The organism is Leptolyngbya sp. AN02str (genome assembly GCF_050565595.1).
GTDB lineage: Bacteria > Cyanobacteriota > Cyanobacteriia > Elainellales > Elainellaceae > Kaiparowitsia.
The window spans coordinates 334,522-348,748 of sequence record NZ_JBNXVR010000001.1 but is presented as its reverse complement, the minus strand read 5'-3'; the positions used below and the strand labels follow the sequence as shown (position 1 = coordinate 348,748).

Here is a 14,227-nt window from a genome sequence, read left to right as displayed (position 1 = left end):
GGTGGCTGCTTTTTTGCGGTGGCTGCGGTTCGGGAGTTTGGCCGCGTTCTGTCACCGATGTCTGGCTTCCTATAATCTTAAGAAAATCTTTAATCAATACTCATAACGACTACTGATTTAGGTGGGCAAGTGTAGCTCATATTACAACGGTTTTTTTTAAAAACCTGTTCACTGATTCAGTCATTCACGTTTTTACACATCATCAATCACTAAAAATGAAACTGCTAAAGCGTATGAGAAAGTCGCAGTCCTTTGGTTCTCCAAAGCGGCTGTGGCCCGTGTTGAGTGGGGTTGGGGTTTGTTTGCTGTTGGTGACGGTTTGGGCCTCTTGGTTTTCTCCTGCCGTAGCGGAACATGAAGTTTATGAGGTGAAATCAACTCCTGAGAATGTGATCTGGGGAGAGCTATTTAAGCCAGATAGCGCGCCTATCCTGACGGTGAAGTCGGGCGATCGCATTCGTATGGAAACGGTTTCCCATGAAGGCATCCTGGCCGATCAGGGTGATACCGTTGCCTTTTTGACGGGTGCGGGTATCAAAGAGTCTGAAATTTTGCCAGACCAGCTCACGATTAAAGGTCAAGTGCCAAAATCTGGCCCTGGCCCCCACGTTGTAACTGGCCCCATTTATGTAGAAGGGGCTGAGCCCGGCGATGTATTAGAAATTAAAACCATCGATATCGATTACCGCGCTCCCTATGGCGTGATCTCCAATCGTCATAATCGTGGAGCCCTACCGGGTGAGTATCCTGAAAATGGTGCGCCAATTTATACCAAGGTAATTCCTATCGATGCCAAGGATGAAATTGGTATCTTTAAGCCTTCGAATGGCTTGCCCGAGTTGGAAATTGAACTCAAGCCCTTTATGGGATTGATGGGGGTGGTGCCTGCCAATCCTGAAGAGGCAGTGAACTCCGTACCTCCAGGGCTGTATGGTGGCAACGTGGATATTAAATACCTGGGGCGCGGCAGCAGCTTGTACTTGCCTGTGCAGGTTCCGGGTGCGCTGTTCTACTCGGGCGATCCGCACTGTGCCCAAGGCAATGGTGAGGTGGCGCTAACGGCGATCGAATGTTCGCTGACGCCTATCTTTGAACTGGTCGTTCACAAGAACATGGACTTGCCTGCACCCATGGGTGAAACCGAGGATGCCTGGATTGCCGTGGGCCTAGATACCGACCTCGACGAAGCCATGAAGAAGTCAGTGCGTGAGTATCTTCGGATTATGAACGACAAGTACGGGCTCACCAAGGCCGATGCCTTCCTGTATGCCAGTGCCGACATCGATTTTGAAGTGTCTCAGGTGGTAGACATTGTGAAGGGAATTCATGGTGTAATCCCCAAAGACAAATTCAAGGCACTTGAGCCGTAATTTTTGCGTCACTGCCTATTGAGGGCTTATCGAGTTGAATGGTGGGTGATGGGTTTTGCCTATTGCCCACCATCCAAACTTCCTCACTTGAGTTAGCGGTGAGTAAACCCTGCTGAAAGCGGTTGGAGAGCTGAAGCGGCTTGTTTGGCGCTCCTGCTCCACCCCGGGGAATTATGCTGATAGTAGACTCATCCTTGTGGTGTTGGTATGTTCGTTCATTCGGTGGAATGTCGCTGTGTAGAGCACACTCAGGTTAACAGTCTACAAAAGGCTCGCCTGTTATGGATAGCGCTAGGGCTGATTGGTGGATTTTCGGCAATTGAGCTGGCGGTGAGTGTGTCGAGCGGCAGCTTGGCGCTGTTGGCTGAGGCTGGACACATGGTGTCAGACTGTACGGCTCTGGCGATCGCCCTGTTGGCAACCTGGATTGCCCGTTGGCCGAAGTCGGAGCAGGCTCCGTTTGGCTATCGTCGAGTTGAGATTGTGGCGGCGCTGGTGAATGGGCTGGGTTTGGTGGCGATCGCCCTGTGGATTGCCTGGGAAGCGGTGGAGCGGCTGCAAGCCCCTGCGACCGAGATTGTGGCCTTGCCCATGTTGATGACGGCCGTACTGGGCTTGGTGGTAAATGGCATCAACATTTCGCTGTTGCATGGCCACAGCCATACGGATTTGAATTTGAAGGGCGCGTTTTTGCACATGGTGGCCGACGCCATTGGCTCGGTTGGGGTGATTGTGGCGGCGATCGCCGTCTATGCATTTGGCTGGTACTGGGCCGATAGCGTGATCAGCCTGATGGTGGCGGCCGTGATTGTGGCGGGGGCGGTGCCTTTAATTCACCAAAGTTTTGGAATTTTGCTAGAGCAAACGCCTGGTTATTTGGATGCGAATGCAGTAAAAGCGCGGCTAGAAAGCTTTGACGGCATCCTGCGGGTCGAAAATTTTCGCTTGTGGGCGATCGCACCTGGCCAAGAAATGCTGCTGGCTCATTGTGTGGTAGATGTGGCCGATGGGGCTGTGCGCGATCGGCTGTTGCGCGATGCCCAAAGCGTTTTGATGGACGAGTTTGGGCTGGCAGATGTCTGCCTACAAATGAGCGCTCCGGTCTTGTCCCGCGTTGTGAATTTGTCGCAGCACCATGTTTTAGAGTTGCTGGCTGCGCAATCGACTCAACTGAATGATTGATGCCGTTTGAATGCTAGGGGATGGAGCCGCTGTTGGCGACAATACCGAGCAGAAGAGTCTCTAGACCCTACAATCAGCTCAGGATGGATGCAAGCTTGCCCCATGTAGCGTGTTTGCATGATTTCTGAAGCGTTTCATTGCGTTGGCTGGGGTCGGTTATGCTCCGTCAGGTGAGTCGTTTAAGAGGCCGACTGTTAAGAGGCCGACTTTGGCTGTTGGCGATGGTGTTGGCGATCGCGATTGGCAGTTGTGCCCTGGGGAATCGGGCAGTAACTGAACCAAGCTTACTGACTGACCCATTCTTGCAATTACCAACGGCATCGTCGGTGCGAGTGGTGTGGTTTACCGAGTTTGAAGGCCGGGAGCACGTTCTGGAATATGGTGAAGGATTCCAGTCCCGAGCGATCGCCACGAGCATTCCACTCTCCCACGTGCGAGAAGATCAACAGTCCCGGGTCGGTCGTCAAACGAAAGACGGCCAGGTTTACCGCCAGCTAACTCCTCGCCCAATTTGGCGACATGAAGCCGAGGCTGTTAATTTGCCGCCCAATCAGCGCATTCCTTACCATGTGCAGAGCCAAGATGACCAGGGTCGTGAGGTGACTAGCCGCACCTTCACACTGGCCCCGGCCCCGTCTCCCGGCACTCCCCTCAAAATCTTGCTCACATCTGACCACCAAAGCAAAGGAATGACGGCGGCTAACTTGCAGAAGGTCGCAGAAACCGTCGGCCAGCTCGATGCTGTTTGGATGGCGGGCGATCTAGTCAACATTCCCGATCGCGCTTCGGAATGGTTTGATGACAATCGGGGCAATGCCTTTTTTCCTTGCCTGCAAGGACGAGCCGAGTTTGTGCTGAAGGCGAGTCCCGATGCAGCCACTGGCACCCGCTATGTAGGCGGTGAAATTATTCAGCATGCGCCACTGTTTAGCGCGCTGGGTAACCATGAAGTGATGGGGCGCTCCGGTCGCCTTGGCAGCTTAAATGAAGAGTTTGAGGATGCCATTTCCCGAGAGGTGGCGCTGCAACTGTACGGTGAGGAGAACCTCAAGGCCAATTCTTACAACAGCGACACTTACGAAGAAATCTTGACTCTGCCTCAGAGCCTGGACGGTGGCGAGCGCTACTATGCCGTGACCTTTGGCGATGTGCGGTTGCTTTCTCTGTATGCTACGAATTTGTGGCGTCGTCCTAGCCTGGACCCCAGCGACAAAAGCCGCTTTCGGGAGCCGGAAGGGGAGGAGAATAACCGCGAAGCTTGGGGCTACGGGCAACTCCTGTTTGAGGCGATCGCTCAGGGAAGCCCCCAATACAACTGGCTCAAGCAAGAACTCAGCAGCCCCGAGTTTCGGCTGGCCCGCTACAAGGTGGTGATGCTGCACCATCCCATGCATAGTTTGGGGGAGAACGTGATTCCCCCCTACACTAGCCCGGTGCGGGTAGTAGAGCGGAATGGAGCGGGGGCGATCGCCGCAATCCGCTACGACTACCCCAGGGAAGATGACTACCTGCTGCGGGATGTGATGCCCCTCTTAGAAGCCGCCAATGTGCAACTGGTTCTCTATGGCCACTCCCATGTGTGGAACCGCTTTCGCACACTCACAGGCATTGATTTGCTAGAAACCTCAAACGTTGGCAATACCTACGGTGCAGCCTGGGGAAGCAACGCGCGCAATCTGCCCGACCTACCCTCTGAGTTCTACAATCTGCAAAACTACACCACCATTGGTGATCCGGGTGGGCTGGAGCCGATTGTGCCAACGTTGGCCCCCCTCACGGATGAAGCCGGTCAACCGCTGCCGTACATCGCAAGCAACGACATCACGGTTTTCAGCATTTTTGACACGGGTACGGGCATCATCAGCAGCTATCGATTCGATACCCGCGACCCCGACTCCGCCGTCGTCAAGTTTGATGAGTTCCAGCTTAGCTTTGGGTAAGCGGGCTGCTGTGCCAATATCCCACTGCGGCTGCAACCGCTAGGGATATTCGGCCACAAGATATTTCTATACATCAACGCGCCTGATGCTATGAAATCCGTTTCTCTGGCCGGGTGGGCTGAAACGATAAGGCCGTCGAACTGCCGTATTACACTAGCTAGAGTTCTCTCAATCGCACGGGTGGATGAAAGTCGCAACTTGGAATGTTAACTCGGTCCGCACTCGGCTGGAGCATGTGACCAACTGGCTCACAGACAACCCAGTGGATGTGCTGTGTTTGCAAGAAACGAAGGTCGTGGATGATGATTTTCCGCGATCGCCCTTTGCCGAGTTGGGCTACCAAACCTACATCTATGGCCAAAAATCCTATAACGGTGTGGCTTTGGTGAGCCGCACTCCCTTGGAAGAGGTGAACTATGGCTTTGGCGGCATTTTGGGAGATGCGATCGGGGCTGAGTGGGATGCCCAAAAGCGCGTGATTTCGGCGGTGCTGGACGGCGTGCGGATTGTGAACCTGTATGTACCCAACGGTTCCTCGGTGAGCAGCGACAAATACACCTATAAGCTCGGTTGGCTCAACATTCTGCGGGAGTACTTAAAGACTCTGCTAGAGCAGCATGCAGAAGTTTTAGTATGTGGCGATTTCAATATTGCGCTGGAGGATCGGGATATTCACGATCCCAAAGGCCGCGAAAAAGAAGTGATGGCCACCGATGCCGAACGCAATGCCCTAAAAGCGATCCTGGAACTTGGCTTTGCCGATGCCTTTCGCAAGTTCAACCAGGAGGATGGGCAGTTTAGCTGGTGGGATTACCGGGCTGCTGCCTTTCGGCGCAACTTGGGCTGGCGAATTGATCACCACTATCTGTCTCCCAGGCTGTACGATCGTGCGCTGGATTGCCTCATCGACAAAACCCCTCGCAAGTTAGAGAAACCCAGCGACCACGCCCCCGTTATCGTAGAAATTGGAAGCGCAACCTGAGCGTAGCGCGATCGCCACGAACGGGAGGGCACCATGTGCGGACGATATACCCAAACTGCCTCTGGACAGCGGCTGGCCGAGACATTTCGGCTGGCAGATGAGCCAGATATGCCAGCTCGCTACAACATTGCCCCAACTCAAACCATTGCCGTGGTGCGAATGTTGGCAGAGGAGCCCGCGCCCCAGTTAGCCTTCATGCACTGGGGACTGATTCCCTCCTGGAGCAAAGATCCCAAAATGGGGGCACGGTTGTTTAACGCACGATCCGAAACCGTGGAAGAAAAGCCGTCGTTTCGGACGGCGTTTAAGCGGCGACGCTGCCTCATTCCGGCAGATGGCTTTTACGAATGGCAGAAGATGGAGGATGGCAAGCAGCCCTACTTTTTCTACCTTCCTGGGAAGGAGGGCGATCGCCAGCCTTTTGGGTTTGCGGGGCTGTGGGAGCATTGGGAAGCGGGCGATGGCTCGGTGATGGAGTCTTGCACCATCCTGACCACTGAGGCAAATGCTGATATGGAAGACATTCACGATCGCATGCCAGTGATTGTGAAACCCGAAGACTACGACCGCTGGCTGAACCCATTGCAGGAAGGGCGATCGCTGCACGATATCCTTCAGCCGTTTGGGGAGGGGGCGATCGCTCGCTATCCCGTTGGCAAAGTGGTGAACAACGCCCGCAATGACTCGCCAGAGTGTATGGAGCCAGCTGCCTGACCCCGCATTGAGTCAATAATGTTGCGCGAAAGCAATAACCTCACGCTAAAACTAAGGGAACGATTTGGGGCCAATCCTACGGCGTGTCATCAATCCCCTGCGCCCTGTGCTCCGTGTCAGGGTTCTTGCGTCCAGCATTCCTCTAGCAACACCGTTGCTTGAGCATCCCCCGTTTGCTGGGTTATGGCCCGAGTTCACCCGGTTTTATCACGATTCATGGATGATTCTCTGCTGGCGGCGTTGGTGCAGTGGTGGCGGCGTGCGGTGAAGGCGGCACCGGGGAGTGACGCAGTGGCGGTGGACATTTGGATAGCTCAGGTGCGATCGCTCCTGCTGACGAGTGTGGCGTTGCGATGGTGTGAGGTGCGTGGACTAATCGTCTCTACAGAAGATGGACTGGGCCGTATCGGCAGATCAGACTGGTCTGAGGCGTTTGACGAGGCAGGCTGGAGAGCCTGGACGGATACCGCCTGTCACAATGTGCGCCATGGTTGGAATGTGTGCTTGCCGATTGGAACATTGCCACCGCCAGCGCACATTTCTCCGAATTTGGTGAAAGATTTGTGGACGCTGCTGATGGCTCAGTCTGCGATCGCCATTGAGCTGTTGGGGCAGGTATACGAGGCGACCTTGTCTGCTACTCGGCGTAAGGGTCAGGGCTCGTTTTATACCCCAGAGCCTTTGGTTCAATACATGGTTTCTACCCTGTTGTATCACTGGTTTCAGCGCCACGACGCGCTGCCGAAAGTGCTCGATCCGGCCTGTGGAGGCGGCGCATTTTTGGTGGCGGTCTTTCGGGTTGGGTTGCAGCGGGGGCAGTCTGTTGGGCTAACCGATTGGCTGCACTGCTTGTATGGGGTGGATGTTGATGCTCAGGCGGTTGCCATTACTCGCCTGTCGTTGCAGATGGCCTATCACGAAGCCCATGGCTGCGATCAAGTACCAACTCCGCTGCCGGATTGCGACACGACGATTCGCTGGGCCAATACATTGACCGATTCTCTCCCGGCAACGGTACCTGCTCGCTACGATGTTGTGCTGGGCAACCCGCCCTACATGGATTCGCAATGGATGAGTGTGCATCAGCCAGATTTGCGGGCGTTTTGCAACCAGCGCTATCAGGTCGCCCAGGGAAATTGGGACTTGTTTTGTGTGTTTATTGAGCGATCGCTGGAATTGTGTAATCCCGGCGGTTTTCATAGCTTTGTCGTGCCCAATAAGCTGCTGTGTGTGCCTTATGCGGCGGCGGCGCGATCGCTCTTAGCCTCGCATCGGTTGCTGCAATTACGGGACTATGCCAGGGTTCCAGCGTTTGCGGCGGCGGTTTACCCGCTGGTATATGCCGTACAGGTCAACTCAACCGAAGGGTCGGTCGATCGGGTGGTGTGCGATCGCATGCTGGATCTGCATCGGATTGAGCAGTCTGGTTGGTTAACCCGCGACAGGTTTGAGCGATCGCCCTGGCGGTTGTTTCCTGTATCGGCAAAAGGCGGCGGATGGGACAGTCTGCCAACTTTGGGGCATTTGGCAACTGTGCATGGGGCTGCCAGTGTTAGCGATGCCTATGTGATTCACCCGCTGATTCAGGAGGGAAGCCCCACGACCCCTGGTTTGCGCGTGGTTAATAGCGGCACGCTCGACTGTTATCAACTGCTGTGGGGTATTAAGCCCATGCGGTACTTGGGCGATCGCTTCCACTATCCGGTGATTCCGCCAGAGCTAGAGTCTTGTTTACCCAAGCGACGATCGCACCAAGCTCGCCAACCCAAGCTCATTGTTGCCAGCATGACCAAGACATTGGAATGTGCGATAGATGCAACTGGAGCAATTCTGGCCGGAAAGTCTACAAGCATCATTCAACCGACCCATGCGGCAGTAGATATCTATTACTTATTGGGGCTACTGAACAGCACGGTGGTGCAGCGCTGGTTTTGCAATATGTTTGGTGGCAATGCGCTCCAGGGTGGGTATTTGCGCATTGGGCCTGCCCAACTCCGAGCCATTCCCATTCCATTGGTTGAGCCTGCTGGGCGCGATCGCCTAATTGGTCTGGTGCGCGATCGCCTCCGGCTCATGTGCCCCAAAGCTCAAGCCGATTGCGATCGCCAGATTGATCAGCAAGTAGCCATGCTCTATGGCGATCGCAGCCTGGATTAACCTCAAGTTAAGATCAACGGTGTGCCGCTCTTAAACCAAGGGTGGGCTCGATTCAGCTAACTGACCTGAGTTTTGGATAAGCTGAAAAACCCATTTTGGCGTGCGCGTCGTGCACACTAAAATGGGTTTTTCTGAGGTGTGCGCGTCGCGCACACCTCAGAAAAACCCTTAATCGGAACTGACGTTACTATGCTTGGATGACGATATCGCTTGCCGTGAGCGATGGAGCATTACTCAGCACTGCAAATAGCCCACCACTGCCAAATCCAGCATTGGCTTTGTTGGGGTTGTAGTACAGTTCGCCAGTGCTGGAGTTGTACAAAATGTGGGCTTCGCTGATAGCAGCAGCGGCCTCACTCGCCACAATGGCAAAGTCGGTGGTACCCGCTAAGGTTTGCCCTGGCATGGTGACTAATGCTGCAAAGGTTGTTTTACTCAACGCAACTTTATCCAGCCCAACCACAAAATCGGTAATGGTATCCACTCCAAGCCCAGCTGTGCTAAAAGGATTTCCCGTATTAAAGGTAAAGCTGTCTGCACCAGCTCCACCCGTCAGCACATCATTATCAACTCCACCAATGATGATGTCATTACCGTTTCCACCGTTAATAGAATCGTTACCAATGCCACCTCGCAAAAAGTCGTTGCCGTCTCCGCCCAGCAGCGTGTCGTTACCGCTGCCGCCCCGCAGCACATCGTCGCCGCTCAGCCCCTCCAGCAGATCGTTACCATCCAACCCGTTGATCACATCGTTGGATTGATCAAAGCCGCGGATGGAGTTGTTTAACCCGTTGAGAAATGTGGTGCTGTTGCGGTTAAAGATGGCAGCTGGATTACTGAAGTTGTCGAGGACATCGAAACTATCCTGAATAGTCGTTTCGTTGGAAAACAGAATATTGCCGATGTTGACATTTGCGCCGGTTCGCTGCAGCAGGTTATCAATCAGATCGAGCTGCATGTTTTCCAGCACGATAGTGGTATTAGCTACCCCATCAAATGTAATCTGCAGATTGTTGCCAACCTGTGCCAGCAGCAAGTTGCGAGCGGTTAACCCATCCCCTACCAACCTCAGGGTATCGACTTCGGCGATCTGAGCGGTTGAGAGCTGAGTGCCCCGACCCACACCACCAAAGTCGCGGATGGTGGTGGTGCCGCTTCCCGCTGCAATGGTGAACTGCTTTTGGCCTCCTAGCCCCGATAGTACCTCGCCCGCCTCATCGTCATTAAGAATCGTGATGGTGGCGTTGGCATTGCCCAGCACAGCGTTAGTAGCGCCCGTAAGCCGTAGACCAAAGGTTTCGTTGGGCTCAACGGTGGTGTCGCCCGTTACCGCAACAGTGATGATTTGGCTGTTGGCACCGCCTGGTAAAAAGGTGAGTGTGCCGCTTCCAGGGGCAAAGTCGTTATCGGTTGCTGTTGCTGTGCCATCTTCGGTTACAAACGACACAACGACGGGCTGGGTTGCCGAACCCGATAGGGCCACAGTAAAGGTGAGTTCTGTAACGCCACTGTTTCCTTCCAAAACACTGATGGTTGCTGGTGTGAGCGTCACGGTGGGAAGAACGATCTCTGCATCGTCGTTGAGGATGAGCCCGGTGGCAGTTCCAGTGCCCAGCACAGCCCCTGAAACCACGGTGAGATCGATCGTAAAGGCTTCATCTGGCTCGATGATGGTGTCGCCGTTGATGAGGACGGTAATTTCCTTGAGGACTTCACCAGGGGCAAAGGTAAGGGTTCCGGAGATAGGCACATAGTCGCCATTGGCGGCGGTGGCGGTTCCATCTACGGTAGTGAAAGATACAACCACTGGCTCTGTGCTGGGGGCCGATAGCGATACGTCAAAGCTGTAGGGAGCGGTGCTGCTGTTGCCTTCGGGCTGGCTGACGGCTTTGGGGGCGATCGCCACGTTGGGTATCAGCGCAACATCATCATTCACAATGGTGAACGTGGTGGTCGTTTGGGTTCCCAAAGTGGCACCCGTCGTCGGGTTTTGCAGCACCAGTTGCAACGTCTCATCGGCTTCGACAATGGTATCGCCCACAATCACCAACTCAATCTGCTTGGTGGTTTCACCATCGGCAAAGGTAACCGTGAGCGGTAGCGAGTTGAGAAAGTCGCTGTCTGGGGTTGCACTTCCACCTGCCGCCAGCACAACCTCGACCGAGACAACACCATCGCTGCCGCCCGTACGCTGCAAGGTCGCTACCACCACGGATGCAGTGCCGCTGTTGCCTTCTAAAACACTGCCGCTGTCGGTCGTGAAGGAAATTGTGCCGGGAATGGGTGCAACATCATCATTCACAATGGTGAACGTGGTGGTGCTTTGGTTGCCCAAGGTTGCTCCCCCCGTTGGGTTGCTCAGCACCAGTTCCAGCGTTTCATCGGGTTCAAAAACGGTATCTCCAACGATAGGAATTTCGATTTGCTTTTGCGTTTCGCCAGGGGCAAAGGTCACAGTAATGGGAAAGCCATCGGTAAAGTCGCTGCCTGGTGTGGCGGTGCCCCCTGCACGTGTAACGACGACGGTGACCGTGCCATCGCTGCCTCCTGAACGGGCGATCGTGGCAATTACGGTGTTGGGGGTGTCGCTGTTGCCCTCGGGTGCGCTGTAGGTTGCCGAGGTAAAGGCCAATGTTCCCGGAACAGGTTCTGGATCGTCGTTGACGATCGTAAAGGTACTGGTGGATTGGCCACCGAGGGTGGCCCCGCCTGTGGGATTGCCCAGGGTGAGTCCAATGGTTTCGTTAGGCTCAAAACCGGTGTCTCCCACAATGGGAATGATGACCTGTTTGGAGGTTTCGCCAGGGGCAAAGCTGACGGTAATGGGAGAGATGGCTGTGTAGTCTTCTCCGGCGGTGGCGGTTCCGTTGGCGATCGCCACTTGAACGGTCACAGCCCCTTCGCTACCGCCTTGCCGCTGTACCACTGCGATGATCGCATTCACCGGCCCATTGTTTCCCTCAATGGCACTGTAGGTTGCGCTCGTAAAAGTTAGAATGCCGGGCTGCCGCTCAACTGCGCCAATATCGACTGTGCCCCCCGAAATGCGAGTGCTTCCCCGTTGATCGGTGATTGCTCCTGCCGGAATGAGGGCATTACTGCCAGCATTAACCGCAGGGCTGTTTGGTAGCAGGGCATGGGTTTGAGTTAGGCCACCATTGTTAGCCAATGCCCCTAACCCTGGATTGGTCACACCGCTTTGATCACCGGCTCCTGTAAAGGCAGATGCGGCCCCTCCCCGACCAACGAGGTTGAACCCATTGCTGATGATTGATTGCACGACACCACCAATTACAAAATCGGTGTCGAGATCCACATCGGTGTTCACATTTCCTGCAACGATAGTGTTGCCAAGCACCGTGCGCGTAACCGCATTGCCCGTGCTAGCAATGCCGCTACCCCCATTGTTAACCGCCTGATTGTTGGTAATCGTGCTGTTGAGAATGGTTGTTTGGCCGCTGTTGTTATAAAGACCCCCACCCTTAGCGCTTGCCGTATTGCCCGAAATCGTGGAGTTAATGATGCGAGTTTGGGTGGTGGTGAAATTGGCACTGGTGTTGCTAATTAGGCCACCGCCGTAGCTTGAACTGTTGTTGCTGATAGTGCTGCGGGTAATGGTGAGATTACCATTGTTGGAAATGCCGCCGCCATCAAAGTTTGCGCTGTTATTGCTGATGGTGCTGTTGGTAATGGTGAGATTGCCATTGTTGTGGATGCCACCACTGCTGAAACTGGCTTGGTTGTTAGTGATGGTGCTGTTGGTAATGGCCAATGTACCGTTGTTGAGGATCCCGCCTCCGTCGGCGTTGCTGCTTCCGCCTGTAATGGTGACATCGTTAAGAACGGCATTGGCACCGGAAGCGATACGAAAGACTCGGGTGCCATCACTGCTGTTGTTAATGATGATGGGAGCTGCCACGCTATTGCCATCAATGGTGGTGGCGGCGCTATCCGACAGAACAAGCTCACCCCGCGTCAAGGTGAAGGTGTAGGCGGTGCTGCCGTTGAAGACGGTGCTATCAAAGCGAATGGTGTCTTGGCCTGGGTTGGCATTGGCTGCGTTGATGGCTTCGCGCAACGACACACCACCAACGCCGATGCCATTATTTTCATCGGCTAAGGTATTAACTGTATAAATTGCCATAGGACGTTCAGGAGGGGGAATGGGCTAGTGGGTGAATGGTGGCTAAGATGCCGTTTTTAAAACAATGGTGAGAGCGCACAACCTGAAAAATATGGAAATCTGCTGATGGAGTCGCGGTGAATATTCGTTTCAGTAGGTTCGGTTATTACTGAGAATTTGCTGTGCAAATTGCTGCTTTTCAAAGCCTACAAGGATGCTTTAAACCCTGAGAGAAAGATCAGAAACTTGTAAGCTTTGAGGTCTCTGAGCCTGATTGTGCAAGGAATTTATTTTCTGTAAAGGCGATCGCCCACTAAAATATTCAAGGAATAAATTTTTGGTTACCTTGATATTGCAGCGAAAGTTACGTAACAGTACTGAGTTTCTTTTGAAACTTCATAGCGTCTTTGTAAATATGAACTTCTCTTGAAGTTCTGGTTAAAAATCCTGGTTGGCGATCGCAGGATTTGCATGAGTCGTGAAACGCTACCCTGTTGCTCAGTTCAGTGCGATCGCTGCATGGGTTGAGTGTGCATTAGCTCTGGACAAGCCGAAGCACCGATTTTTTCACATTGCGCACACAAAAATCAAAAAATCAGCTTTTCTAAGCGTGGTACGCTGCGCCACGCTTAGAAAAGCGCTTAGCTGCAACTGATGGTTCCTTCAGTAAGGGCTTTTCCACACAAGATATCCAAACCCATCGAAGGGTTGGATCGGGAATCAGGATTCGGGCATGGGATGTAGACGCCGCACTTCTGCATGGGCCTGAAGTTGATACCAAAAGTCTTGGTTTTGCGCTTCGATGGCTTTGAGTTCGTCCAATCGCTCAAAAATGCGGTTGGTAAAGTCATCTACATCGGGTAGTTGCTCGCCCAAATTAGACGCATCGAGTTCGATATCGATCATGCCGATCGCTTGCAAGTATTGCTCGCTGAGCTTGTGATTGTGGTCGATCCGCTGATGCAACAGTCGAGTTGCGGTTTCAATACTGTTGACCCGCGAGGCATAAAGGCTGGCGTTGAAGCGCATCATTTTGTTTCGCAGCGCTTGCAGTTGCCGAATGAGGTGGTGCTGCTCCTCAGATTCTTGGCGCAGTTCTTCGATCCGTTGATGGAGAGCGGCTTTTTGTTGAACGAGCTTGAGTTCGCTTAATAGACGCGCTTCTTCAGGGCGATCGCTATCAAACGGTGGAGTTGTCAGTTCGGCAATGTGGGTCATGCGGCTGCTCAGAGCGATCGCCATGCTGCCCAAAGCCACCAGCCCTAAATCGACCCCACCAAACAAAGCTCCAACGGCGATCGCCGCCGATAGTCCTCCGGTTTGCCACAGCGATCGCTTCCCTGCGATGGGTTGGGGCAGTTGGTACAGCTTACCCAAGGAGTGATTGTGAATGGCCAACAGCCGATCGAGGGCATGACCTTTTGTGGAATAGATGACAGCGATGCGATCGCCCTGACGCACAGGAACTATGGCCTGATCGTTGGGGGTCGAAAAACTGAGCTGCTTGAGCTGGCGACCAGGTGTTGCAATGCGCAACTCGTAGCGTCGTCGGTAGTATTTGGGTAACTGTTCAGACAGGTACAGCAGGGGCTCGCGCTTGGCCATATGGTGCGACAATCGGCCAAATATGCCTTCATACTTAGCGTTGCAGCTGGGGCAACTTGCCTGAAACAGTCCATCGGCGGTAAAGCGCCCCAGCGAGCGGGCACATGTGGGACAACTAACCAGTGGAGGCATGAAGTATGTAGGAGATGCGAAA

8 protein-coding genes are annotated in these 14,227 nt (G+C 53.9%); 6 read left to right on the top strand and 2 right to left on the bottom strand.

Annotation, left to right across the window (positions count from 1 at the left end):
- Nucleotides 1-233: 233 nt before the first annotated feature.
- From ACQ4M4_RS01505 to ACQ4M4_RS01480, 6 genes are all read left to right on the top strand, one after another.
- On the top strand, nucleotides 234-1,370 hold the full coding sequence (locus ACQ4M4_RS01505; protein WP_430682676.1) for an acetamidase/formamidase family protein: 1,137 nt from the start codon (nucleotides 234-236) through the stop codon (nucleotides 1,368-1,370).
- A gap of 207 nt (nucleotides 1,371-1,577) precedes the next feature.
- On the top strand, nucleotides 1,578-2,552 hold the full coding sequence (locus ACQ4M4_RS01500; protein ID WP_430682675.1) for a cation diffusion facilitator family transporter: 975 nt from the start codon (nucleotides 1,578-1,580) through the stop codon (nucleotides 2,550-2,552).
- Between the two features lie 158 nt (nucleotides 2,553-2,710).
- Nucleotides 2,711-4,492, top strand: a complete 1,782-nt coding sequence (locus ACQ4M4_RS01495) for a metallophosphoesterase family protein (RefSeq protein WP_430682674.1) — start codon at nucleotides 2,711-2,713, stop codon at nucleotides 4,490-4,492.
- A 184-nt stretch (nucleotides 4,493-4,676) separates the two neighbouring features.
- Complete coding sequence (gene xth / locus ACQ4M4_RS01490) at nucleotides 4,677-5,474, top strand: exodeoxyribonuclease III (protein WP_430682673.1); 798 nt, start codon at nucleotides 4,677-4,679, stop codon at nucleotides 5,472-5,474.
- 33 nt (nucleotides 5,475-5,507) lie between these two features.
- Complete coding sequence (locus tag ACQ4M4_RS01485) at nucleotides 5,508-6,188, top strand: SOS response-associated peptidase (protein WP_430682672.1); 681 nt, start codon at nucleotides 5,508-5,510, stop codon at nucleotides 6,186-6,188.
- Between the two features lie 216 nt (nucleotides 6,189-6,404).
- On the top strand, nucleotides 6,405-8,345 hold the full coding sequence (locus ACQ4M4_RS01480) for an Eco57I restriction-modification methylase domain-containing protein (RefSeq protein WP_430682671.1): 1,941 nt from the start codon (nucleotides 6,405-6,407) through the stop codon (nucleotides 8,343-8,345).
- Between the two features lie 187 nt (nucleotides 8,346-8,532).
- Here ACQ4M4_RS01480 and ACQ4M4_RS01475 read toward each other — a convergent pair whose 3' ends face one another.
- Together ACQ4M4_RS01475 and ACQ4M4_RS01470 are read right to left on the bottom strand one after the other, a co-directional pair.
- Nucleotides 8,533-12,489 carry a beta strand repeat-containing protein gene (locus ACQ4M4_RS01475; RefSeq protein WP_430682670.1) on the bottom strand — a complete coding sequence of 1,319 codons (3,957 nt, stop codon included), beginning with the start codon at nucleotides 12,487-12,489 and terminating at the stop codon, nucleotides 8,533-8,535.
- A gap of 699 nt (nucleotides 12,490-13,188) precedes the next feature.
- Nucleotides 13,189-14,205, bottom strand: coding sequence for a hypothetical protein (locus tag ACQ4M4_RS01470; RefSeq protein WP_430682669.1), 1,017 nt, complete (start codon nucleotides 14,203-14,205; stop codon nucleotides 13,189-13,191).
- Nucleotides 14,206-14,227 lie beyond the last annotated feature (22 nt).

What these genes read in the sequence shown, in the direction of transcription:
- ACQ4M4_RS01505 (WP_430682676.1), top strand. Translation starts at nt 234, where the DNA reads ATGAGAAAGTCGCAGTCCTTTGGTTCTCCAAAGCGGCTGTGGCCCGTG.
- ACQ4M4_RS01500 (WP_430682675.1), top strand. Translation starts at nt 1,578, where the DNA reads ATGTTCGTTCATTCGGTGGAATGTCGCTGTGTAGAGCACACTCAGGTT.
- ACQ4M4_RS01485 (WP_430682672.1), top strand. Translation starts at nt 5,508, where the DNA reads ATGTGCGGACGATATACCCAAACTGCCTCTGGACAGCGGCTGGCCGAG.
- xth (WP_430682673.1), top strand. Translation starts at nt 4,677, where the DNA reads ATGAAAGTCGCAACTTGGAATGTTAACTCGGTCCGCACTCGGCTGGAG.
- ACQ4M4_RS01480 (WP_430682671.1), top strand. Translation starts at nt 6,405, where the DNA reads ATGGATGATTCTCTGCTGGCGGCGTTGGTGCAGTGGTGGCGGCGTGCG.
- ACQ4M4_RS01475 (WP_430682670.1), bottom strand. Translation starts at nt 12,489, where the DNA reads ATGGCAATTTATACAGTTAATACCTTAGCCGATGAAAATAATGGCATC.
- ACQ4M4_RS01470 (WP_430682669.1), bottom strand. Translation starts at nt 14,205, where the DNA reads ATGCCTCCACTGGTTAGTTGTCCCACATGTGCCCGCTCGCTGGGGCGC.
- ACQ4M4_RS01495 (WP_430682674.1), top strand. Translation starts at nt 2,711, where the DNA reads ATGCTCCGTCAGGTGAGTCGTTTAAGAGGCCGACTGTTAAGAGGCCGA.